This is a genomic window from Marinobacter sp. C1S70 (assembly GCF_000475355.1).
GTDB classification, from domain to species: Bacteria; Pseudomonadota; Gammaproteobacteria; order Pseudomonadales; family Oleiphilaceae; genus Marinobacter; species Marinobacter nauticus.
Genome location: NZ_AXBW01000062.1, coordinates 1 through 20,084 on the forward strand (window position 1 = coordinate 1; position 20,084 = coordinate 20,084).

At 54.4% G+C, this 20,084-nt stretch carries 13 protein-coding genes and 1 pseudogene; 8 read left to right on the forward strand and 6 right to left on the reverse strand.

Translation table 11 applies throughout. From position 1 onward, the window contains the following. A pseudogene (locus Q669_RS14675) lies at nucleotides 1–1,867 on the forward strand (hypothetical protein); the annotation flags it as partial. 520 nt (nucleotides 1,868–2,387) lie between these two features. On the opposite strand, the gene Q669_RS20030 reads toward Q669_RS14675, so the two are convergent. Beyond that, nucleotides 2,388–2,522 (reverse strand): hypothetical protein, encoded by a 135-nt coding sequence (locus tag Q669_RS20030; protein ID WP_022992860.1) that lies wholly within the window; start codon nucleotides 2,520–2,522, stop codon nucleotides 2,388–2,390. Nucleotides 2,523–2,555: 33 nt separating this feature from the next. Further along, nucleotides 2,556–3,179 carry a hypothetical protein gene (locus tag Q669_RS19125; protein WP_022992861.1) on the reverse strand — a complete coding sequence of 208 codons (624 nt, stop codon included), beginning with the start codon at nucleotides 3,177–3,179 and terminating at the stop codon, nucleotides 2,556–2,558. Nucleotides 3,180–3,602: 423 nt separating this feature from the next. Between Q669_RS19125 and Q669_RS14690 the strand changes: the two genes are divergently transcribed. The 5 genes from Q669_RS14690 to Q669_RS14710 all read left to right on the forward strand — a co-directional run bounded on the left by Q669_RS14690 (nucleotide 3,603) and on the right by Q669_RS14710 (nucleotide 6,621). After that, nucleotides 3,603–3,836 (forward strand): hypothetical protein, encoded by a 234-nt coding sequence (locus Q669_RS14690; RefSeq protein ID WP_022992863.1) that lies wholly within the window; start codon nucleotides 3,603–3,605, stop codon nucleotides 3,834–3,836. Beyond that, nucleotides 3,793–4,413, forward strand: coding sequence for a metallophosphoesterase family protein (locus tag Q669_RS14695; RefSeq protein WP_036149846.1), 621 nt, complete (start codon nucleotides 3,793–3,795; stop codon nucleotides 4,411–4,413). Before Q669_RS14690 ends, Q669_RS14695 begins: the two co-directional genes overlap by 44 nt. A gap of 28 nt (nucleotides 4,414–4,441) precedes the next feature. Further along, the gene (locus Q669_RS14700) at nucleotides 4,442–4,681 is read left to right on the forward strand and encodes a hypothetical protein (protein ID WP_022992865.1); all 240 of its coding nucleotides are present in this window, start codon (nucleotides 4,442–4,444) and stop codon (nucleotides 4,679–4,681) included. Between the two features lie 4 nt (nucleotides 4,682–4,685). Further along, nucleotides 4,686–5,000, forward strand: a complete 315-nt coding sequence (locus tag Q669_RS14705; protein WP_022992866.1) for an antitoxin Xre/MbcA/ParS toxin-binding domain-containing protein — start codon at nucleotides 4,686–4,688, stop codon at nucleotides 4,998–5,000. A gap of 757 nt (nucleotides 5,001–5,757) precedes the next feature. Next, a complete protein-coding gene (locus tag Q669_RS14710) occupies nucleotides 5,758–6,621 on the forward strand; it encodes a hypothetical protein (protein WP_022992867.1) in 864 nt (287 codons plus the stop codon). Here the strand turns inward: Q669_RS14710 and Q669_RS14715 are convergent. Beyond that, nucleotides 6,609–12,077: a hypothetical protein gene (locus tag Q669_RS14715; protein ID WP_022992868.1), complete on the reverse strand. Its 5,469-nt coding sequence runs from the start codon at nucleotides 12,075–12,077 to the stop codon at nucleotides 6,609–6,611. The genes Q669_RS14710 and Q669_RS14715 overlap by 13 nt on opposite strands. Before the next feature lie 973 nt (nucleotides 12,078–13,050). Here Q669_RS14715 and ltrA point away from each other — a divergent pair. Together ltrA and Q669_RS19575 are read left to right on the forward strand one after the other, a co-directional pair. Continuing rightward, on the forward strand, nucleotides 13,051–14,328 hold the full coding sequence (gene ltrA, locus Q669_RS14720; protein ID WP_022992869.1) for a group II intron reverse transcriptase/maturase: 1,278 nt from the start codon (nucleotides 13,051–13,053) through the stop codon (nucleotides 14,326–14,328). Nucleotides 14,329–14,582: 254 nt separating this feature from the next. Then, nucleotides 14,583–15,026 carry a fibronectin type III domain-containing protein gene (locus Q669_RS19575; RefSeq protein ID WP_014421988.1) on the forward strand — a complete coding sequence of 148 codons (444 nt, stop codon included), beginning with the start codon at nucleotides 14,583–14,585 and terminating at the stop codon, nucleotides 15,024–15,026. 14 nt (nucleotides 15,027–15,040) lie between these two features. On the opposite strand, the gene Q669_RS14730 is transcribed toward Q669_RS19575, so the two are convergent. From Q669_RS14730 to Q669_RS14740, 3 genes are read right to left on the reverse strand one after another with little or no spacing between them, the layout of a single operon-like run. Continuing rightward, nucleotides 15,041–17,605, reverse strand: a complete 2,565-nt coding sequence (locus Q669_RS14730; RefSeq protein ID WP_036149847.1) for a CHASE2 domain-containing protein — start codon at nucleotides 17,603–17,605, stop codon at nucleotides 15,041–15,043. A 21-nt stretch (nucleotides 17,606–17,626) separates the two neighbouring features. Continuing rightward, nucleotides 17,627–19,261 carry a FecR domain-containing protein gene (locus Q669_RS14735; protein ID WP_022992871.1) on the reverse strand — a complete coding sequence of 545 codons (1,635 nt, stop codon included), beginning with the start codon at nucleotides 19,259–19,261 and terminating at the stop codon, nucleotides 17,627–17,629. Further along, a complete protein-coding gene (locus Q669_RS14740) occupies nucleotides 19,254–19,982 on the reverse strand; it encodes a response regulator transcription factor (RefSeq protein ID WP_011785989.1) in 729 nt (242 codons plus the stop codon). The genes Q669_RS14735 and Q669_RS14740 overlap by 8 nt, the downstream gene beginning before the upstream one ends. Between the last annotated feature and the right edge of the window lie 102 nt (nucleotides 19,983–20,084).

Genomic DNA, 20,084 nt, shown 5'->3' on the forward strand with positions numbered 1-20,084 from the left:
AGGCATTCCTACCGCAACTAAGGAGCCTGGGCCAGCGCAGGTAATGGCGGAGCCGCAATCTGGCATGGATCGATTATTACGAAGTGCCATTGCCGGAGAAAAAGTCACTGGAGATGACATCGAGGCATTTCTGCACCGGATGAGTATTTCCAGAACGAACACTGGACGGAATGAGCGTTGGATTCACTCAATTGAACTGATCGCCGATACCGAGACAAAGTCCAGGGTCATCATTCTCCTGGCGATGGCGTTGGCTGCAGAGGGCAAGACCTCGGAATCAGTTCAACTGATTAGCCGTTACCGTGATCAGGTCAGTACAACGTACATGGATAACCTCCCCACCAACCGTGCAACTTCAAGACAGGACGTTCTGGTCTCTTGTTATGGTTGGCTTGTAAACAACACGATTTTCTCCGTACCGGGAGCATTTGTGGAAGCCTACCCGGAGGTCTTTTTTAACCATACGCCGGTCTGGGGAGCGACACGAGATGCCTACTTTCAGGTAACGCTGCCTGAGGACTCCCGTGAGTGGCTGGATGTGTTTTCTGACTGGCGGAGCTTGTTGAGCGATGTTATGAACCCGGCAGGTGTCCGTCTAGGCTCAATGTTCAACCTTGTGCACAAGACTAATTTGCAGGCCATTGCACTTATTGAGTATCGGCCAGAATTGTACTCTAGCTATGCTTCGAACTCGGACAGCTCTGACTGGCTGGACTCCTGGCAGTTTCTTGGCCCCTACGAGAAAGAACTTAATTCCAGGATTGTTGCGTTAGAAAATCAGTTGAAACGACTGCTCGTTGAGCGGCTGACTGAGCGGCATTATTTGCAGCCGGAGGATGCCACCCTAATAGTCGAGACTTTTACCCATCAGATACAGAACAATTTTTTTGGGGTTGCGAACAGTCGATATGCGGAGGACACAGAAAGCCTGATTAGTAATGTTTCAAATTATGGTTGGTCTGAGGGAATTCTATTAATCAATAGATTTCACCCTAAGTCTGCTGAGTTTCAGCTTCAAATTATTGGTGGCCACCTGATTTCAGAGGGCAAGTTCCGCCAGTTAGAGCGTTATATCAATTGGTTGTCCGGAGAAAAGTTTGGTCTATTTTTGGAGAGGCTGAGTGAACAGACCGATGGATACTCTGAATATTTCGTGGATGAAGAAACAGGGCCGTCCGTCGCCGCGACGCTAACGGGTAACTTGGCTGCACAGGACTCTAATGGACTCGGGGCTATCATGGAGTGGATCAAGTTTGATTACGGTCAGTGGGGAAGCTTCAACAAGACCCCCGTGATGTATGCCGCTCACCACAATAATTTTGTTTCCTACAAAATCCTTCGGAATTCCCGCCCGGAGCTGCTAGCGAGTACTACGGTAGAGAACGAATATGGGGGGCCAGAGATATTTGGCAGGAACGTGCTGACCTATGCGCTGGAAAATTCGGAGTTTGACTTTGTCAGCGCTGTATTACGGGATGTTGGTGATTTTTTTGTTCCTGAAACTGATTCAGCCGGCAGAAATGCGTTGTTCTACTTGGGCCTGAACGAGAAAGTGAGCGAGAAGGAGAGAAAAGAGCTCGTAGGCATGATTCAGTCGATAGGGCTATCTCTGCCTGAAGCTAGCTTTGACTGTTCGTTGGCGCAACGACGAATTGAATTGCTGACCTGCGGCTCATCGGAGTTCGCTGCCCTCGATAAGAACTTGTCATCAGCGTACTTTGCCGCGCGGGAAAAAGCTGGTGATCCGAAGACTGTGCTGAATGATCAGCGCCGCTGGCTGAGCGGGGTCCTTGACTGCGTTGTTGAGGATGGCTTTGAGAGCTGTTATTCGTCGCGGATTTGGGAACTTGGGCGGGCAACAGAGTGATTGTGGCTAATTTGGCTTGTGAACGCGGCTTTTGTCAGTGGATAAGGTTGTTGAGTATCTAGGAACTTGGGGTAGGGACGAGAACAATATGGCGAAGTACGAAGTGAAACAAACCGCAGTCAGCCAGGTGCGATCTTACGTCCACCGATTGAGCAGCCTTTGGTTGTGGCGAATCTGGACGATTTGAAGCCTTATGTCTTTAGCGGGTAATTTTTTATCGCCGGAGGTAGGAGTCCTGGCCAAGTGGATTTTTCACAGAATAATCCACTTGGCTGAGGTTTCTGAGGATGGAGGGTGGTGGTCACCATTCGGGGCAGACGCTATTGAAATGCTGAACACGCGCAGTGCAGAATCGTAATGTGAATCCCGGACTATGACTCCAAGCAGATTATTGGCATAAAGCGACATTAGTTATCGGAGAGCTGATGTAACGTCTAGCTTCACTACCACTGCGAACGGAGTGGCATTCTTATATGGAGGACGATGGGCTTTCCTGGACACTAAAGCGCTGAGTCCCCCGTCAGCCCCTGAAGCCTTTAAACCTCCGTGTTGCCCAAGCTTCCAGAGCATCAGCCTTCCAATACCCAACAACACCAATGGCCAGTAACGACAAGACAAAGCTTCCATAACCGATGAGCGCTGCTGTCATGTTCATGGTGCCTCCGTGTTATCTAGTGCTGGGTGTTCATCATACCTGCCCGGAGATATCTCTGGCGAGTATCTCAACTTCTGAAGGGTCATGGCCTGAGGCGAGCCAGTCCCTTGGGCTTAGGCGGCGGTTGCCGAGCAGCAGATCACCGTTTTCGGCCGTCATAAACCGGTTCAGGGTAAGCAGGTTCACACCTGGGCCAATGTTCTGAAAAATGATCTGAAGGTGGGGGAGAGTGGCTTTCTCTGTAAACTGCCAACGAGGAAACAACAACTCTCCGTTGGGAGACTCAAACGTATAAAGCCCCGGGGGTGTCTTCGCAATAAGACCGCGAACCGCTTCTTTTGGCTTGGAAAGACGTTGGGCTACCTCGTCCAGAGTAAGCGCTTGCTGAATGATGTCTCGCACCTCATTCTGGAGTTGCTGGATCTGGCGGTGGATTATTTCGTCGCTGGTATGGCCGTCAGCGTCTGTGAACCTTGCTCCGCCGGCTTTGAGAATGTCCCTTTCATTTGGCGATAGGGGCTGGCTTTTCTGACGAGTTTCGTTATTGGGCTGTGAGTTCGAAATGCTGTTCTGGATGTTTTGAGACAGCATGTAGGCCAGATAGTCTTGACTCACCTCCTTAGCACGCTGATCATGAATTTCGTTGTTTGATTGCAAATCCCAAGCCCTCCATTCGGATCAGCAGCACAAAGCTGGCGATGCATTTGTGAACGAGACTGGCACAGAGTTCTGTTCCATATTGGTGCAAGTTACCTTCTATCTATCATTGTTTTTTGGCAATTGGGTATCCTTAATCTTACAACAGTTAACGCTTTCAAGCCTTATTGCACTAGCGATGGCAGAGGGGGATGGTCACGAAGGGATGGCGGCAGATTGGTTCAGGAAACCGGTCCAATTATGGGGACTCAACGGCACCTCGATTCTGGATCACTTGTTGGGCGATCCCCGAAACCAGTCATTTGCTGCCCTTTTCCGACAACATTGATCGCCGACGGCTTGGTGCAGGCCCGTCGAATTCGTGGTCAAATTTGACCGTCCATTTGATTGTTCGTTGGCAGGCAACACGGAGCATGTCCCGAGATGAAAACAGAACGACCAACGGAAAAGGAACTACTGGAAGGGCTCAATCCCCACACTGCCCATGCCGATGAGTTGGCAGAGCCGCTGCCTCGGGAGCTTACACCTCTGGAACGCCTCAAGGGTTCGGTTAAGCGCTATGACAGGCCGACCGACCCGGTTTGGGACGAGTATTTCGAGTCTGAAGGCGCTAGTGACGACTTTATGGAGGATCGAGAGCAGCCAAAGAAGGGATGAATATAATGGTCCTGTGCTTGTTCATGCAGGCGATAGTCTGGGCCAGGGCACACTGGAGAACATTGAAGAGCTCAATGACTGGCTCGGAACGTTGCCGCATCGCCATAAGATTGTGATTGCAGGCAACCACGACCGGGCCTTTCAGGAGACGCCAGATCTGGCCAGGCAGGCTTTGACCAACGCCATATACCTGGAAAACAGCGGCGTCGAGATTGAAGGCATACGATTTTGGGGGTCCCCCTGGACGCCGACTTTCATGGATTGGGCGTTCATGCTGGAGCGTGGTGAGCCGCTGTACGAAAATTGGCAAGGCATTCCGGACAACACCGATGTTCTCATCACCCTCGGCCCGCCTCACGGCATTGGAGATGAGGTCAACCTGGGGTTCAAATGCCAGAATGTCGGATGCGTTGATTTGCTTCACCGAATCCAGCAACTCTCACTCAAAGCGCATATCTTTGGCCATATCCACGAGGGCTACGGGGAATACTGGCTGGGAAGCACGAGACTGATCAATGCCAGCACCTGTACTGCTCGCTACGAACCCAACAACGAGCCTGTCGTGGTAGAGATATGACAAGGTCATATTTGACCAAGGAGTTTGAATGACAGCGGAAGAACTGATTGAACATCTGAAATTACTGCCGCCGGAAACGCCTGTCCTGGTTGAGGGGTACGAAACAGGATTCGACGATATTGTCGAGTTCACCTCAGAACAGGTTGTCCGGTACCGACATGCTCAGGAGTGGGATGGTGAATACCAACCACTCGATAGGTTCTCCAGCCAGGAGACTGCGGCGATGCAAGCCGCGGTGATACGCGGCCGAAATGGAAATAGAAGGTAAGACGATGATAGGGCGCAAACGCTACAGCTTGAGTGATCTGATGGCCCAATGTGACCTGAGTGCCCCAATGCCAGAGGCATTTCGAGAATGGGATCAGATGGTGCCAGTTGGCCTGGAGCAGGAAATCACACAGCAAGCGGCCGATGTCATTCTCCAGGCAATACGGGTTTTTGAGTCCCAGGAGCTTGCGTTCGAGTGGCTACAGCGCCCTGTTCCGGCGCTCGAGGGTGAAAAACCTTTCGACCTGCTGGGCACTGATGAGGGCTGCTTCTCAGTAGCTTCTGCGCTCCAGAAAATTGCGTGGGGAGACTTCTGTTGATGCATGCTGTCGCCGGTCGCCATATTGCTATTGGATCCTCTCTGGCAGTCAAGGAAACCGTCTTTACCTGCCAGTGTGCTTCCTGACCACTCAATCAAGCCGTCAACTGCAACTGCGGAAGATTGCCGTCCGTATTGATCGATTTTCTTACTGACTCTCAGAACGCCGAGGTGTCCGGCACGTGATTGGCTTGAGAGTCACTTCAAGACTGATTTTGGTGGTGTCAGTTTGAATCGGAGGACTCGGATAATTCGTGGATTTCCCGCCAGAGCCTGGCATGTGATCTGAGCACCAAACCGCCAATCAGTCCGGCCGGCGTGGCTAGGATCTTCGACACGACCAAAACCATACTAAAAAGTTGTCCCACCTGCCTGATTTGCTTTCCGCATGCTGAAAAGTACGCAAAAAACACACTTTTCCGGCGCCCCCTGGTCTTTTTTCTCTGAAAAAATATGAAGTCGTGATGCCTATGGTTTGCCTTGGCACGTCATGGATGTCGCCTAACTGCCCGGTATTGCCATCGTTTAGAGCTGCTCGACCAATTCGAGCCTGGAGCGTAATAGCAGAATGGTTGAGTTGTAATCCAGCGAGCTGGTGCGGTTAGGCAATAACTTCACCCCAAAACCATGCGGTAGAAGTCAAATGTCCGGCTATCCGGACAAGATACGGTGAGAGCTTAGTCACGGGGTAATGGCAGCGATATCGTTTGGGCAACTTCCGAAAAAAAATATGGGAAAGCTCTGGGAAATAAACTCTTATGGGTATTTATGAAGAATCCGATTCGTTCGACGGCACTATCGTAGTATTACACCCGGCAAGTGCACCGCACGTCGTTAATTCCGGCGGGGTGCTTGAGTTTGAGGAAGATTCTTCAATTGTCCTGCCCGCCCAAAAACAGCTAAAGGACGCCGTCGTTTCAGCTCTTAACGATTTTCGAGATTTGAAGAAATTGGCGGCGATTTACGTAGAGTGGCGTCTAAGGATTGAGCCTGCGCACAATGTTGAATTTCCGGCAACCTACGTTGTGAGGCTGGTAGGAGCTGGGGTTACCACTTCAGAAGTAGAAGGATTTAGAGCTGCGGCTCGCTTTGTATTTAGAGATTTGCTTCCGCAGAGTCTCCTGGGAGAGCCGGAAGACGAGCATCTTCTTTCTACTAAGGAAAAAAAGTTTCTTCGAACCCTTAGCCGGGGGATAGCGGCAAAATTTGCCAACCGGTCGATCAAGCAAGGCGTCATGGTGAGGTTTGGCTTTGAAGATCTCAGTGGTGCAACGGTACAGGGTGTCATGCCGGCTTTGACGGTCGAGCAAAAAGCTCTTGGCACTGTGCGGGCAACTGGCAGGCCGTTAGGGTTCGACGAGCAAAAAAGTACGGTGACTCTGTGGGTGACACCTAGCTCCAGCGATGATGACACCCCGGAACTCGAGGGAAGAACTGAGATTTTGTGCCATGATCTGGAGTTCCTTCGTGTCTTCGCCAGAGCTTATGCGAATCGCAGTTTGGTGAAGTTTCAAGCGGTGAGCCAGCAAGATGCCAGAAAGCAAAAAACGGTATTGACTCTTCTTGAACTAGCTGCAGTGGCGGTGGACCCTGCGGAGAGCTTCAACCTTCAGTTAGGGTAGGTGGGTAACGGTTTCAGTGGTGCGGGTTTCGGGCAGTAGGACGATGCAATGGCGATATAAAGTAGTACCAACTCCAAACGGTCATGGATTTGGGTAGCCACCGGACTGCTGAGGACTAATCCCGCGTAAGAGCGGGCCCTTGTGTAACTTTTATCGTAATCCTCGTTGAAGGTATCCAATTGCAGCGGTTCGACCGCCGTTACAAATTCACCTGCTAAAACCACTCTTTGAGCTCGGGGAGCATAATCCGGTTTGCTCTTTATGACGACTTTGTACGAATTCTCGGGGATTTTGAAGGCGTCCACCAGAAGCCGCATCAGGTGAGCATCTTCGACCTCATTCATCAGCAGGTGGCCATTTCTACCAACGAGATTCGAGGCCTGGGCGAGAGATGGCAGTGGTCGGTCAGTGTCCAGTTCCTCAAAGTTGTGCAGCTCGTCGCACATATGCAGCAATCTGGGCCAAACGGCAGCCGAGCGGGACTTCAGTAAATACTTCGGCAATTTGGTGCCATACACGAATGCTTTCTTCATTTGTTCCGGGTCATAGACTTTGAACCGCAGCCCCGCATTTATCCGGTCAACTAGAATTTCCACATCGGCAAGTTCTCCTGGTGGTAGGCGAAGCATCGGTTCGATTCCGTGAGCCGCGTACCCAAGCGCCATCAGTCTCAGAGCTTCCATCACAATAAGGGGCGTGAGTCTGGTTCGCTGTGCAAAAATGGTGGGAGCCGCACTCTCGACTTCACTGGCGGATTTTACAGGCCAACGATCAATCTGGAGGGCCTTTGAAATCGTGCCGGCGTAGTGGGTGGTTACCGGAGTGAGCCTGTCTGCCCACTCTGTCATCATGCGGTTATAGGAGCGAAATTGCGTTCGAGGCGAGTGGTGCCCGAGCGCCCGGGCGATCGCCATAGAGCCGCGTCTTGACGGCAGCCCGTGGTTGCCGAGCAGTATCTTTCGGAGGCTCTCCCTATCGACCGATTCAGTGAGTTTTTGGGCAAGCGGTGTGTCTATCTCAAACAAGGCGCTGTTCAGCACATTACAGAATCCGTGGCGGGCCTGGTGCAGGCTCATGCGGGTGTTTCCCGTCACCAGTTTAAGCGTCCGGGCAATATCCGATGGAATGGATCCCGCAAACGGCGTGAGGTTACCCTCTTTGTCGGCAAGGATCGGCTTATTGTCGGCGTTACCCAGCCTGGTCGTATATCGTGTCAGTATTGATGTAACCAGTGACCGCTCGACAGCACTCAGTTGAAATACCAGCGGTACAGCTCGCCGGCTGTGGACGCTGCTTTTCAGGCCACGTATGGAATTGCTTTGAACCAGTACCCAGGTCAACCCAGCGGCTTCGCACCAGTCCGAGCGGAGTAAGCCAATAGCCTCCTGGGCCCTGAGCCCGAAGCGGAAACCTAACAGAAGTACAAAGGCGGCTTGCATACCCCGTTCGATCTCCTCGGTGTCAGGATGCAGGAGCAGTTGGAGGGCCTGGAGGTACTCGCTTTCTGAAAAGAGCCTGGGGCGAACCGAGCGTCGGGCACTGCCGAGATCAAGTTCGTCCCAGTCGGGAGTGGATACTCCGCGCTCACTCGCCCAGTCGAAGAACTCAATAAGGCGTGCCGAAAAATACGCCAGGTCTTTCAGTTTGTCAGCGCAGTGAGACAGCATTTTGGCGCAAAGCTCAGTGACGTCCTCCTCGGCCATCAACAGCAAATCCGCCTTGTAGGCGAAACCACGAAATGGGCCAGACAGTTCACTTAAGTACCGTTTGATAGACCCAGTCGCGTAGGCTTTGTGCGCGAGGTTAGCTCGGCCTTTACCTTTTCGGATTCGGTGTGCGACCCAGTAGCCAAGTAGCAAAATGGCGCTGCTTACAGAGTGAGCATGGGCCCGGCAATACTGTTCGACCTGTTTGGCGATCTCTCGTGACTTGGCTTTTGTGTATTGGTTCAGGATGTCCTGCAGCCCTCCAAGAAAAGCCTTCGCTGAGTCGTAAAAAGGTTCGGGATAAGTACCAGAGGCTGATGCTGGAATCGGGGGTAAATTTTCAGTTTCTGGTAGGCTCTGCTCTGGAGCGGATTCTGGTGGTTGATATCGCTGACCTTCTGTAAGGCGAAAATAATCGTACAAGCACAGGCTGGTAGGAGGGTTTCTATTGCTGAGAGCGCCTGCCACCATACCTGGAAGGTCAATCAGGTTGGCCTGTTCAATTAACCGGCTCAGCTCTTTTAACAGCGCGCCTACCGACCGCTCGTTTCTTTTTACATCATCAAGGTGTCTGGTTTCCGCCAGTATTGTGGCCAGTGATTGTAACGACTTCGGGCAGGGTGCTGTGTCGAGATCCTTGCTGTCTTTGATTCCGAGTCCTTTTGCCAGCAGTCGTCCGGTGGTGTGGTCGATCTGATGCCGTTGAACCGGTTGATTGTAATTTTCTAGCTCCAAGGACTCGGAGTATTCCACGTACACTCGTTGCTTGTGTTGTATGACCCGGAAATTTTTTCCTTGAACCAGATCTTCCAGCAGTCCGAGATAGGAAATGCGCTTTTCGATTGCAACGAATGCTGTGGCCAGAGCCAGACTATCAGACTTTGAAAGTCGGGCTTGCCGGATGGCCTGCTTGGTGTCCTGTGCCCACCGTTCAAGATTAGGCATGATTTGAAGCGCTTTGGGGCAAGTGTCTCTGACCAGTGAGCGTTCGGAGCCTAGCCTCAATGTTCTATGTCGTATGAATTGTCGTGTATGGGGACTGTGTTCCTCCAGCCATTGGACCAATACTTCCATCCGAACAGCCGCCTGAGGGTGCGGCATCCCGTTTTCGCGGGTGATCATCCTTTTTACCAGGCCATCAACGTCGCTTTGGTTTAGTTCGTGCTCATCGCTTGCTGGCCTGGCATCTAGCGCCAAGTCCAATTCTTTCCGGGCTGCAGAGCGTGCCAGATCACGAGCTCTGAGCCGTTCCGTGTGTCGCCGTGCCTGGCCAAAACAATCAGGCTCCCGGTAAGTATCAACGGTTTGTTTGGGTTCAAAAGCAGTGATGCCGTAGCTGGCTTTGGGTAGCGGCACCATAAAACCTAGCCGGTCAAAGCAGTCGTCCAGGGCGTCCTTATACCGTTCACGGTCCTCTCGCCAACACCTCGCCGAGTGATCACTGTAGGAGGTTGTTCCCCGCTCCCCATGGCCCATCCAGCCGTCTATGACTTCGGGGTGAACGTTCATTCGAGCCAGCTGCTGGGCAAACCTGTGCCGAAACAAGTTCTTTGGAAGAGGCCACGAGAAGAGTTCCGTCCCTGGGACAGCTAAATCGTTTAAGGGATGCCAGGCACCATGGCTATCGAGCAGGAAGAACAGGGGCAGGGTGTCGGAGTTTCCTTCCAGAACCTGTTGGATGCGATGTGCAAGGTTTTTGTGTTGATCTGGAAGGCTCGCCTTAAACCGACGAAGGTGCTCAAGATAGTCCGCCAATAGCCTGTTTGCGCCACCTGCAAGCGGAACCATTCGTCCGCAATGAAGGCCGTCGTCGGATTTATCGTTGATAAAGACGGCCGGAGGGTGATCACAAAAGTGGGCGATCGACTCGAAAGGCTCTGACAGGTTACGGCAACCGGTTGCGGCATTCAGTGCCGTGACAGTGTATTGGACCAGATGGTTGTGGAAAATGATGGGGTCGCCTTGCGAGCTATCCAGCAGTGTTTGGGTGGCTTCCCGAACGCCCTCGACCAAAATGGACTCGAGTGGCGTAAGGAGACTCCCGAGGAGATTGGTCCTCTCATCGCCTAATGCGGGGTTCTGCAATGGAAGCCCAAATCCGTTTTGGACTTGAGCGATGCTCCAGTTGGCGTACCCACAAGCTGCTGGTAGCGCTGCTCGAGGGTGGGCAGAAAGTATGCGGGCCAATGAATGATCGCTCGACTGATCGAAAACACTTTGGGACTGTGCGTTAGCGAGTTTGGCGCTGGTGAGTCTCGGGAAATGCCGATTTGCGTGTTGCCTGAACCAGGTTGTTAGAGCAAGAGGGCTGGCCCTCGCCCATAGTTGCCGCAGAGTGGAGATGTCTGGGAAAACATGAGTAGCCTCTCGGAGAACGCTCTGTATCTGCTCTGGCAGAGTGACGCGGAGACTGTCTTGGAAGGGTTCGATCAGAGGTTGAGCTTCGGCATCCGGAAGCCAAGAGCTGTGTCGCCTTGGTCGTTCCCTGTGGGCTGTTACTAGGTCTTGGGAAATGCTCCATTCATCGCGTAAGTCATCCGTTATTTCAATTTCCTGTATGAACTCCAAGGAGCGTTCAAGATGAACGGCCAGCCAGACTAACGCAGCCCCCAGTTTGTCTTCAGGACGGTCATCAGCCAGAGTGCAGTTAATCCACTGATCGAGTTGATGAGCTTCTGGGGGAAGAGGTTTCTCCCATGACCAGGGAAGATAGTTCGACAGTTCTGCCGTCTGCATTAGTATGCTTCGGCCCGAGAGTTTCTGCTGTTCTGGTGTTTCTTCCGGGTTGATGCCGAACAGCAGCATTTGTTGCAGGGCTTCTTCGTCAGCAGAGTCTGTTTCGCTGTCTGAATAGGCAAGAAGTTGAGGCCCACCCGCCGAGCTACTCAGATCCAATGCGCTCTCTGTTGCTTTGAGCAGGTTTGTAAAGGAAGTTTGAAAAGCGGTCTCTGTTTTTTGAACTCTGGTGGGGTTGAGTTGGCCCTCTGCAACCCGTTGGATGGCTTTAAGAAGCAGCAGCTCTTTACGGGTTTCTGGCCCTGAGTATCTGGCAATTAACTGAGATGCAGCGTGTCGGATGGCCAGGTTGAATTGGGAGTAGGAGTAGTGGTCTGACGGGCAGGCTTTCAATGACATTTCAAGAATGTTGTCAATAAGTGTCCATTTGCTGTTCTCTCCGGGGAGGCAGAGTGTGCTGGCGACCTGCTGAATCTGGTTATCGTGTGGGCAGTTATGCTCTGCGGTTCTTTCCAGTGCCTGTACGATCAGCCATATTTTCAAAGTTCTTCGTAAACGGTCGAGCAGGTTATTGTCGGAAGGGGGCTGAGGTTGGATAATTAGTTCGAGTAGAAAATGCTCGTTTTTCAGATCTGCTCCTGCCGACCGCAGAATAGTCTTCGTGTTGCCTCTTGATACGCCCTGGTGAAGACCAGAATAGTTATTGGCAAAGTCTTTATCTTGGTTTAATGAGAAAAGAAGCCTGTTTAGGTGGCTGATGTAGGGATTGTCAGCCCACTGATGCAGAATGGCCTTTGAGTCCGGGTTAGAGAGTTCGCGATACAGGTTTCCGATGATCGTGAAGTTTTCAGTGAAGCCAAAGGCGAGCGCTATGGCGTCGAAGATGTCGGAGACGTTGTTTTGTTCAGCCCAAGAACGGATGGCTTGAAAGTGAGGGCCTGGATGCCTTAAGGTCAAGTCCTCGTTGTCTGATTGATCAGCCCCGTGCCATTTCTGCTTGTCGTTACTTGGCATTGTTGTACTTAGTCTCCACTCTCCCTTCTATCCAAAATTCTAATTCACACATCAATTTATATCAAATATCATCAATTTGGCACAAAAAAAGTGTGCCTAAAACATCAGTCTCATAACCATCCAGCCCCCGCTACCAATCCAGAAAAGCCAGCTTTTGCTGGCTTTTCTCGTTTCCGGGGCCAGTGTTTTGTTTTGGCCCTGATTCTTGCAAGGCAGGCCAGTTTTACTGGTCTGCCTTTTTTGTTTGCCCGGCGAAGCCGGCAAACCCGGCCATCTGAAAGAAGATGGCGTCACCCCGACTGAGGGGAAGACAATCCGACTGGCAAGGGCGTCACTGGCCAACGGTGGGGTCTGAAGGAAGCCATAGGAAGTTAACGGTACACAACGCAAGTGAACCTGCTTCGGCAGTCCAGGTGGGTCAGCGTGCAAAATAACGCGAAGCCCGATACTCAGTCAGACCTGGGCTGTGCTTGAGGGTGGCATCGTTAACAGGGAGCCGGTGCAGTAACCGGGGAAGCCTGACACCGAATCCGGCGATGCCGGAGGCTGTGGCGCAAGGTGAAAGCCGAGGCCGTAGTCGGTGCGAGGTGGCAGATGAAGCCGTAGTAGTGAGGAAGTTCCGGCCTGAGAAGCCTGGTAACAGCGTGGAGGACAAAACCGGAACGACCGCTGGCGGAGGTTCAGCGGACCGGTCAGGGTCAAAAGCTCTGGTCGGATGCGAAGGGCGGAAGTCATTAACGAGAGTGACGGACGACGAGCGAACAGGTGGACGCTGCGTTCACAAGCTGCCCGACGGGGCAGGGACGTGCATCGGGGTGCTGCGGGAACGCAGTGGCTCTGGTGTTCTCCGAACAAGGGAGTAGAGCGATACCGTGGCGGCAGATTGCCAGAGCGCTAGTACCCGGACGGATCGCCTGAAACAGACCGGCAGCCAGACCGATCCTCGAAGCCGTCACCACAGAGATGAGCAGGCATGAGGAAATACTACAGTCTGTACGGGCAATTGCTGTCAAAACAGTGCCTGTATGAAGCCTTCAGACACATCAAACGCAACAAGGGCGCGGCCGGAATCGATGGGCAGAGCCTGAGTGCGTTTGAGGCGAATCTGGAGGTGGAGCTGTCGTGCCTGTTGCTCGAGCTGAAGGAAAAGCGCTATCAGGCGCAACCGGTCAGACGCGTTGCCATCGCCAAGGATGACGGCGGTGAGCGTCTGCTGGGCATTCCGACGGTTCGGGACCGGGTTGTGCAACAGGCGCTGCGCCGTATTATCGAACCGATCTTCGAGCCGGATTTCCACCCGTCGAGTTACGGGTATCGTCCGAGACGCAGTGGTCACCACGCCATCGGCAAGGCGGAGTTGTTTATCCGCCGCTACCGGCGTGACTGGGTTGTGGACATGGACCTGTCGAAATGCTTCGACACGCTCAACCATGACCTGATCATCCGCCAGTTCCGCCAACGGATCACGGACGGCAGTGTCCTGTCACTGCTGCGCCAGTTCCTGGAAAGCGGCGTGATGGTGGGGTACCACCTTGAAGAAACGGAGCTGGGAAGCCCGCAGGGCGGCGTGATCAGCCCGCTGATTGCGAACGTCTATCTGGACGCCTTCGACCAGTTCATGAAAGCCCGGGGTCACCGGATCGTCCGCTACGCGGACGACATCCTGATCCTGTGCGGCTCACGAGCGGGCGCGAAGAATGCGTTACGGGTTGCCCGGCGCTATCTGGAAAATGAGTTGAAGCTGACGGTCAATACCACCAAAACCCACATCGCCCATAGTGATGAAGGGGTTAAGTTCCTGGGCGTGGTGATACATAGCAAGTACACCCGCATACAGGGAAAGAAGGTGGTCAGGCTTAAGCAGAAGCTGAAATCACTGACGAAGCGAAACCGGGGCATCGGACTCGCGGCCATTATACGTGAGCTGAATCCGGTGTTGCGGGGCTTTGTCAGCTACTTCCGGGTGGCGAACTGCGCGCGGGTGTTAAAGCAGGTGATGAGTTGGCTAAGGCGGCGCCTGCGCTGCATCCAGCTCAAGCAGTGGAAAAAGCCGAGTCGGCTGCATCGGAGGCTGAAACAGCTGGGTTACCAACCCCCGTTCCGGCACATCCGGATGCAAAGCTGGCGCAATGCAGCATCTCCACTGGCCAGTCTGGCCCTGCCCAACACCTACCTGCACAATGACCTGCAGTTGATGGATCTTGCGAAGGTCAAAACCGGCATCACTGTCCCCGAGTTCGGGGTAAGTTAATGGCATGAGCCGTATACGTGGCCCGTATGTACGGTTCTGTGAGAGGGATGAGGCGGTAACGCCTCACCCTACTCGCTGTTTCCGCTTCTCTGCGATGTGCCGGTGTCCCCTCAATTCCTTTCGATTTCCGTCTTGCATTATGGTGACGGAAAAATGACGATTTTTTATCTATAAAAATGACATTTATCGCATCATCATCGGCGTCGATTTTATAGTATTTCACAAAATCGACGGAAATATGGTGGTGAATAACCGTGAAACGCGTCATTTATATGTCAAGGGCATGGATTGCCGCGTTGTTGGTAGGGATGGTGCTCGCGGGGTGCGGCGGCGGTGGTTCCGGGGGTAGTGAATCCGCGACTCAATCTGGCAGCCTACCCAATACCGGAAGTAGTGTTGGCAGTGCTCAGCCGGTTGCAGAGCGCTCTGCTGTATTGAGCTGGTCTGCGCCTATGACTCGTGTAAACGGTGAGTCGATCGCGATGGGAGAGCTGGACAGATACGTGATTCGTTACGGGCAGGATGCTGATGATCTGTCCAGAGAGATCACCGTAGATGGTGCCAGTGGTGAGGCAGAGATGTCCTATGTGGTCGATAATCTTGATGCGGGTACCTGGTATTTCACCATCCAGGTTCAGGACACTGCCGGTCTTCTGAGTGAGCCTTCTGAGCCGGTCAGCAAGACCATCCAGTCCTGAGCAGGCATACCGGTTCAGAACATCGGGTCTGCGATTGGTAGCTTCAGAGTGAAAGTGGTGCCTTCGCCCGGCCGTGAGTCGACGTTGATCTCCCCTCGGTGTTTTTCCACCACCGTTTTAACGAACGAAAGCCCCAGGCCGGTGCCATGCGCTCCGGCTATCTCGCTGCGCTTCTGTCGATGATAGCGGTCGAACAGTAAAGGCAGTTCCTCCGGATCAATGCCATAGCCCTCGTCTGATATGGCCAGACAGGCCAGATGCGCTGCCTGATAGACGTGAACGCTGACTGCAGAGTCCGGGGGGCTGTATTGCACGGCGTTGGTCAAAAGGTTGATGACGGCCCGTTCCAGAAGTTCGGCGTTGCCTTTCAGCCAGAGGTCTTCGGTACCGTTCAGCACGATCGAAATGCCTTTTTCCTGGGCCTGCTCGCACACACTATCCCGAGCGTTCTCAACAATCGCCAGAAATTCGCACTCGTAGAACCGGGTTTCGGTCAGTTGCTCGGCGCGAGCCAGCTGCACAAACTCTTCGGCCAGATGATAGCTACGCCGCGCCAGCCGCCCCAACTGGTCGAGTTGGTTGGCGTCAATATGGCGGGGATCCCGTTTCAGTTGTTCAATCAGGGCCAGCTGAGAGACCAGAGGTGAGCGAACATCGTGTGAGATGAAGTCGATCGCCTCACGATGCTGCCGTTGCTGCTCCCGGAGTTCGGAGATGTCTGAGATGTTGGCAATAATGCCAAACTGGCGACTGTTTTGCAGGGCAAAAGGTGCCAGGTGGATGAGAAAATCTTTACCGTTCAATGTCAGGTCTACGGTTCGGCTTTGTCTCAGGGTCAGCGCCTCTGAAATGGTTTCGAACCAGGGCGGCAAGTCCCGGGGGTCGTGGCCATCAAGGAGGGTGGCCAGGGGCATGCCGCTGAGACTTGGCATAGGCTCGCAAAACCAGTCTTCAATGTGACGGTTGGTAAACCGTATAACGCCTAATTCATCGGTCACGATGATGCCATCGGGCATGTGCTCGAAGCTGTGGCGAATAAACGCCTGCATTTCTGCCAGCTTCTGGGTGGCAATGCGCACTTTCTCGATCCGGGCCGAAATGTTTTCCCGGGGCCCCTTCTGGCGTTCACTGTCTGCATGGGGCTCCAGCTCCAGCTGGTTCAGATAGCGCTGGATGACCTCCCGACTGAGGTCGTTCGGCAGTGTCAGGCCGAGCAGGTAGCTGGTGCCGCCACGAATCAGCGTTATCCAGCTTTGGTTCTGCTGGTGTTCCCACCGTCCTGGCGTTTCCGTGGGTGGGGCCTGGGCAAGGGTCATTTCCTGTACTTCCAACAGGTCATCCTCTGCTGCCAGCAGCCATCCGGGTGGGTGGAACAGCGCACGCAAGTGCATCAGCAGTTGGTGAGGATGCCGGTTCGAAGGTTCAGGGAGGGATAGCCGCGGCGTTCTGGTCATCTCGTCCAGTTGCCGGTTGAGAAAGCGATTGGTCATGGCAAGCCGGAGTGCACTGGCAATGGGCATCGCGGCCATCGGCAGAATCAGGGCGTTGGCTACGGACAGCTGAACCCGGGCCCCAATTAGCAGCAATACATAACCGGCTACCAGTCCTGCGGCAATGGTTGCACATGCCAGCAAGGTGGCAGCAGGGCGCAGGCGAGGAAGAAGCAGAGCTAACAACAACAGCACGAGCAGGTTCAGTGCGGGTGCTACCCAGGGCTCCGCCGGCACGATCAGTATATTCTGCTTACTCGCGGAATAGACATTGGCATGGAATTCCACCCCGGACATTGGTCGGCTCAGACCGGAAAACGGCGTTGGCAGTATGTCGCCAAACCCCGCAGCGGTAGCGCCGACCAGAACGGTTTTGCCGGCAAACTCCTGCGGTGAGGGCGGGTGGCTCAGCACGCTCGCGTAGGAGTAGGTGGGTAAGGTGCCGGCCCCGCCTGCCAGGGGCACCAGCCGATAATCCTCCCGGACGTTGATGTAGTTCGGCAATTGCGCCTGCATCTGATTCGATATTGGCAGGTGAGCGGCGAGTGACAGGGTCGGCCATAATCGGCCGGCAAGGCCGTTGTACAGATAGAGCCCGCGGGCGACGCCATCTGTGTCCAGCTCGATATGGGCATGCCCGATTGCCCCTGCGGCACCTGCCAGGCTGGGTGTGGGGAGTTGTTCACTGATCAGCCGTTCCCGGGTTGGAGCGGTAAGATAGGCTGGTAGAACAACGTTGCCATGGCGGGCCATGGCGCTAGCCAGTTCCTCATCGCCCGGCCCGGCTTCCGGAAACAGGATGTCGAGTACAATGGTTTCTGCGCCCGCTTGCCGCAAGGTGTCGATCAGCGAGGCATGCAGACTTCGGTCCCAGGGCCATCGGCCAACCTGTTCCAGGCTGAACTCATCAATGGCAATGATGGCCACCGAATCATCCATGGGCGCTGGCCAGGTTGTGATCGCCCTGTCATACATCCAGTCATTGATTCGACTCGGCAGCTCAGTCGCCTGAATCAGTAGCAGGGTGGTGACGAGTAGCAGGCCCAAGGACCACGGTGTTGTTGTTATCGGTAACCAGTCCCTTCGCATCGGCCTTTTTGTCGTAGAAGGTTAGTCGAGATACAGCTCCCTGCCCGGGCCCCAGCGACTGGCAAGAGGGCCGTCAGAAAGCGCTTTGACGCGGACAAAATACCTTCTTCCGGGAATCAGGCGCAAGGCCGCAGTGGTATCGGCGATATCGGCTTCCTTGATGATATTGCGAAACGCCGGCTCTTCAGCCAGTTGCAGACGGTAATCCGTGGCGGTGTCGATGTTTTCCCAGAACACCCGAACCTGGCTGTCCAGATAGTTCACGCTGATAATCCGGACTGGCGGCAGAGTGCCGTTAACAACGATCTTGCGCGGTTCGGAGGTGGCAACAGAGCTGCCTCCCGCCTCCGTAACCACGCGCCAGTAATACTGGCCGGGGCTCAGGGGGCGCGACGGAAGCGCCTGGCTTTCCGGCGCCCACTCGCTGGTTGTCACCAACTGCCGGAAGCTGTCATCTTCGGCGATCTCCACCCGGGCAACTTCGTTGGCGCCATTGAGTTGCCAGCGGAATTCCGGCATGTCGTCGTTCACGCTCTCGCCATCAGCCGGTGCGGTGAGGTCCGGCTTTTTTGCCTGAAGGTCTACCTCAAGTTCCGCGGTACCGGGCATTCCGGCAATACCGCGCTGATCAATCGCGGCGAGCTGGATTTCGTAGCGGCCATTGTCAAGTTGGGCGATGTCGAAACGGGTACCAGCCACATCACGACTCTGCACCCAGGTGCCTGATGCCTGGTCAAAAATGTCCAGCCGATAGGCCGGGTAACCGCCTGCCTGCCAGGACAGTTCGGCCGGAAGCTGAGTAAGCACCGATGGCAAGGGATTCATGGTTGGCGCTGGCGGAAGTTGCCGAATATTCAGGGCGCCTCCGTTGGCGGTGGAAACACTCGCGCCATAGCCGGCTGGAATGCGGCGGGTGTTGCCTGGCTGGCCGAAGTCCACCACACCTTCGGTAACCTGCACGCTGCTGCCGTTGGTGGTGGCTTGAATGGCAAATACCGTACCCCGGACCGCGGCGACAGCGGATGGTGTTTCGATTTCGAAGCGGGCTCCGCCCTCAATGACCGGGCGAACACGGGTGTGAACCTCGCCCCGTTGCAGGCGAAGCCGGGTGTCGACCATGCCCGATTTGCCAAACTGGGTCAGGCGATTGAACATGAGGCGGGAGTTCGGGGAGATCCGGAGTTCCGAGCCGTCGGCCAGTTCAATGGTTGCCGATCCGGCACCGGAGAGAATTTCGTCGCCAACCCGGACAATCGAATCTTCGGACAGAGGGAGTTTTCGCCCATCCATTCCGGAGATCTGTTGCACGTTGCCGGTGACCGCAATCACCCGGGCCGGTTCGGGCTGACGTTTCAGCCAGTTTACGGGAATGCGCAGGGTATCCCCGGCGCCGAGTTTGGCGTTGCTGGCCAGGCCATTATGCTCCAGCAGTCGTTGCTGTGTGGTCTGCCGGGAAAGCAGCGTCTGGGTTATGCTCGCAACCGTATCACCCTGGCGTAAGGTATAAACCCACTCTGGGGCATTGTCCCGTTGTTGGCTGCCGGATACCGCAGAACCCCGTGCGATTGACAGCTCCGCGACAGTGGTCGCTGGTACCATGAACGCCAGTGCAAGGAAGGCCAGGGTTTTCAGGTGCTTGCTCAGAGCGTCAGGCATTTGCAGTGTCATCGTTCCGAATTTCGTTTGCGTCACCGGGCTTGATGGCTTCGAGCCGATAGCCTCGCTGGTAGATGGTCTTGATGCGAAATCCGTTTTCAGGGTTGAGCCCGAGCCTTCTGCGAAGGCGGCTCATATGCGTATCCACCGTGCGGGTATTGATGTCCCTGGTCAATCCCCACACCCGCTCCAGCAGCATTTCGCGGGTGAGCAGGCGGCCCTGGTTCTGGAACAGGAACAGGGTCAGGTCGAAGTCCTTGTCGGTGAGCGTTAGTGGCTCCCCGTGCAGGAGAATTATGCGTTGGTTGGTGTTGATCTCGAAGGGCCCGTAGACCAGAACCTCCTTTTCGATTTCCGGGTTGCTGCGGCGGGCCAGTGCATTGATGCGTGCGACCAGTTCAGCCGCTCGTGCCGGTTTGGCGATATAGTCGTCGGCGCCGGCATCCAGGGCACGAACGATGTCGGTTTCACTGTCACGCTGGGTCAGGAAAACGGCCGGCACAGGCCAGTTCAGCTGTGCCCGGATGTTTTCCAGTACCTCAATTCCGGTCATGTCCGGGATCTGCCAGTCCAGAATGATCAGATCATAACTGCGGTGCAAAACGGCACCGAGAAACGATTGGCCGGTCGGAAAGCTGTCACAGTGATGTCCTTTCTCTGAAAGGATGGACTGGATGTGCTGCGCCTGTTCGTGTTCGTCTTCCAGCAGAGCAATGCGCATTAAGCCTGGCCCTCGATCGTGTTGCCTGGTTTATATACCGTAGCGCAGAGCCCTTGGTCAGACCCTGCAGTGTCGGGGATTATCCCAAAAAATGAGTTCCCG

Excerpts from the sequence above, each read along its gene's own strand:
- Q669_RS20030 (WP_022992860.1), bottom strand. The coding sequence starts at position 2,522 with ATGAACATGACAGCAGCGCTCATCGGTTATGGAAGCTTTGTCTTGTCG.
- Q669_RS14690 (WP_022992863.1), top strand. The coding sequence starts at position 3,603 with ATGAAAACAGAACGACCAACGGAAAAGGAACTACTGGAAGGGCTCAAT.
- Q669_RS14700 (WP_022992865.1), top strand. The coding sequence starts at position 4,442 with ATGACAGCGGAAGAACTGATTGAACATCTGAAATTACTGCCGCCGGAA.
- Q669_RS14705 (WP_022992866.1), top strand. The coding sequence starts at position 4,686 with ATGATAGGGCGCAAACGCTACAGCTTGAGTGATCTGATGGCCCAATGT.
- Q669_RS14710 (WP_022992867.1), top strand. The coding sequence starts at position 5,758 with ATGGGTATTTATGAAGAATCCGATTCGTTCGACGGCACTATCGTAGTA.
- Q669_RS14715 (WP_022992868.1), bottom strand. The coding sequence starts at position 12,077 with ATGCCAAGTAACGACAAGCAGAAATGGCACGGGGCTGATCAATCAGAC.
- ltrA (WP_022992869.1), top strand. The coding sequence starts at position 13,051 with ATGAGGAAATACTACAGTCTGTACGGGCAATTGCTGTCAAAACAGTGC.
- Q669_RS14730 (WP_036149847.1), bottom strand. The coding sequence starts at position 17,605 with ATGCGAAGGGACTGGTTACCGATAACAACAACACCGTGGTCCTTGGGC.
- Q669_RS14735 (WP_022992871.1), bottom strand. The coding sequence starts at position 19,261 with ATGCCTGACGCTCTGAGCAAGCACCTGAAAACCCTGGCCTTCCTTGCA.
- Q669_RS14740 (WP_011785989.1), bottom strand. The coding sequence starts at position 19,982 with ATGCGCATTGCTCTGCTGGAAGACGAACACGAACAGGCGCAGCACATC.